The sequence below is a fragment of the Cellulomonas septica genome (assembly GCF_012396155.1).
In the GTDB taxonomy this organism is placed as follows: Bacteria; Actinomycetota; Actinomycetes; order Actinomycetales; family Cellulomonadaceae; genus Cellulomonas; species Cellulomonas septica.
On the sequence record NZ_JAAXOY010000471.1, the window covers coordinates 1 to 2924 of the forward strand.

A 2924-nucleotide genomic window follows, 5' to 3' on the forward strand; every position below is an offset into this window, starting at 1 on the left:
ACCGCACCCGACCCGACGCACCCCACCCCCACGCGACGCACCCCGCAGACCCGGAGGAGTCCCGATGACGACGACCACCCCCCGCCCCACCCCGGCGGAGACCGAGCAGGGCGACCCCCGGCTCGACGCCGACGTCCGCCTGGACGTCGACCACCTCGCGCACCTGCTGCTGGGCCACTACCCGGAGCTGCGACTGGGCGCGCGCCGGCTCATGGCCGACGAGCGGTTCCACCGCATCGAGGGCCTGCCGCTGGCCGAGCACCGCGACCGGGTGCTCGGCCAGCTCCGGCTGCTCGCCGCCGAGGGGGACGTGCACCGGTCGTTCCCCGTGCGGTTCGGCGGTGCCGAGGACCACGGCGGGTTCCTCGCCCGGTTCGAGGAGCTCGGCCACGCCGACCCGTCGCTGCAGATCAAGTCCGGCGTGCAGTGGGGGCTCTTCGCGTCCGCGATCTACCACCTCGGCACCGAGCGCAGCCACGACCAGTTCCTCGCAGACGCGCTGTCCGTCGCAGTCCCGGGCGCCTTCGCGATGACGGAGACCGGCCACGGGTCGGACGTCGCCGCGATCGGCACGACGGCCACCTACGACGTCGAGACCGAGGAGTTCGTCATCCACACGCCGTTCCGCGCGGCGTGGAAGGACTACCTCGGCAACGCCGGCCAGCACGGCACCGCGGCGGTCGTCTTCGCGCGGCTCATCACGTCGCCCGCCGGCAAGCCGCGCGTCGACCACGGCGTGCACGCGTTCTACGTCCCGATCCGCGACCCGCAGACCATGGAGTTCCTGCCCGGCGTGGGCGGCGAGGACGACGGCCTCAAGGGCGGGCTCAACGGCATCGACAACGGCCGCCTGTGGTTCGACCACGTCCGCGTCCCGCGCGTCAACCTGCTCAACCGCTACGGCGACGTCGACGCCGACGGCACCTACTCGTCGCCCATCGCGAGCCCGGGCCGCCGGTTCTTCACGATGCTCGGCACGCTCGTCCAGGGGCGCGTGTCGCTCGACGGCGCCGCCGTCACCGCGTCGCGCCTGGGCCTGACGATCGCGATCACCTACGGCAACCAGCGCCGCCAGTTCGCGGGCGCGGGGAACGACGAGGTCGTGCTGCTCGACTACGCCGAGCACCAGCGCCGCCTCCTGCCGCTGCTCGCCGAGACGTACGCCGCCGGGTTCGCGCACGAGGACCTGCTCGCCGCGTTCGACGACGTCTTCTCGGGCCGCAACGACACCCCGGAGACGCGCGAGGACCTCGAGACCCTGGCCGCCGCGCTCAAGCCGACGTCGACCTGGTTCGCGCTCAAGACGCTCCAGACGTGCCGCGAGGCGTGCGGCGGTGCGGGCTTCCTCACCGAGAACCGGCTGACGAGCCTGCGCGCGGACATGGACGTCTACGTGACGTTCGAGGGCGACAACACCGTGCTCTACCAGCTCGTCGGCAAGCGGCTCCTCACCGACTACGCCAAGGGCTTCAAGCACCTCGACGCCGTCAAGGTCGCGCAGCTCGTCGCCGAGCGCGCGTCCGACGCCGCCCGGTTCCGGACGCCGCTGCACCGCGCGATCCAGACCATCGCCGACGTCGGCGACGTGCGCCGCAGCGCCGGCCAGCTTCGCGAGACCGACACCCAGCGTGCGCTGCTCGTCGACCGGGTCGAGACGATGGTCGCCGAGATCGCGCAGGCCCTGCGGCCGGCCCAGAAGGCCGACGCCGCGACGTCCGCCGCGCTGTTCAACAGCCAGCAGCACGCGATCGTCGAGGCCGCCCGCGCCCACGCCGAGCTCGTCCAGTGGGAGTCGTTCACCGCGGCTCTCGCGCGCGTCGACGACCCCGGCACGAAGCAGGTCCTCACGTGGGTCCGCGACCTGTTCGGGCTCACGCTCGTCGAGCGGCACCTCGCCTGGTACCTCGTCAACGGGCGCCTGTCGGCCGGCCGTGCGCGGACCGTCACGTCGTACATCGACCGGCTCGTGTCGCGCCTGCGGCCGCACGCGCAGGACCTCGTCGACGCGTTCGGCTTCGAGCAGGCGCACCTGCGCGCGCCCATCGCGTCGGGCGCCGAGCAGACGCGTCAGGACGAGGCCCGCGCCTGGTACCGCGCGCAGCGCGCGTCGGGCGACGCCCCGATCCCGGAGAAGCACACCCGCTGACCCGGCACGACGACGGGCCCCGGGCGCGCGGTGGAGGCGCAGCCCGGGGCCCGTTCGTGTGCCCGGCGCGGTCGGGACGCCGTGGGCGGAGGTCGCGAGCCGCGCGTCGGTCGTCGGCACGCCGCGCTCCTCCCGGCGCGCTCAGGCGATGCTGCCGCGCCAGGCCGGTGGTGCGCCCGGCTCGCCCGTGACCGTCGACAGCGTCGCGCCGTCCGTCGCCAGCAGGACGACGAGCTCGGGCACCGTGCGGTGGACCGTGCCGCCGTCGCCCGCCAGGTCGACCACGCCGTCGGCCGGCCCGATGCTGCCCGCGGCCCCCTGGACCGTCGTCCCGCCCCACGTCGAGCCGTCGACGAGCACGACGTGCAGGTCCGCGTCGGACAGGTCGGCACCGCGCAGGTCCGCGCCGCCCAGGTCGGTCCGGACCAGGTACGAGCCGCTGAGGTCGGCACCCGTGAGGTCGGAGCCCGTCAGGTCGGTGCGGACGAGCCACGTCCGGTGGAGGCGCGCGCCGATCGCGCACACGCCCGACAGGTCGGCCTTGCCGAGGCGGGCGCGTGTCAGGTCGGCCCCGCGCAGGTCGGCACCCGCGAGCAGCGCGCCCGACAGGTCGGCGCCCCGCAGGTCCGCGCGCTGCAGGTCCACGCCGAACAGGTCCGCGTCGGCGAGGTCCGCGCCCCGCAGGTCGGCCCCCGCGAGGTCCGGCGCCGACGGGTCCGAGCCGAGGTCGAGGCGCGCGCCCTCGGCCCCCGACGTGCGCAGCCAGGCCCGGTGCGCC

The 2924-nt window shown here is 75.0% G+C and carries 2 protein-coding genes; one reads left to right on the forward strand and one right to left on the reverse strand.

Features of this window, described 5'->3' with window-relative positions; genetic code table 11:
* Positions 1 to 64: 64 nt before the first annotated feature.
* On the forward strand, positions 65 to 2146 hold the full coding sequence (locus HGA02_RS15215) for an acyl-CoA dehydrogenase family protein (protein WP_168679874.1): 2082 nt from the start codon (positions 65 to 67) through the stop codon (positions 2144 to 2146).
* Positions 2147 to 2287: 141 nt separating this feature from the next.
* Here HGA02_RS15215 and HGA02_RS15220 read toward each other — a convergent pair.
* Positions 2288 to 2924 (reverse strand): pentapeptide repeat-containing protein (locus HGA02_RS15220; RefSeq protein ID WP_168679876.1); only part of this gene is annotated, 637 nt, incomplete at its 5' end.

Coding starts and splice junctions, on each gene's coding strand:
- HGA02_RS15215 (WP_168679874.1), top strand. CDS start 65: ATGACGACGACCACCCCCCGCCCCACCCCGGCGGAGACCGAGCAGGGC.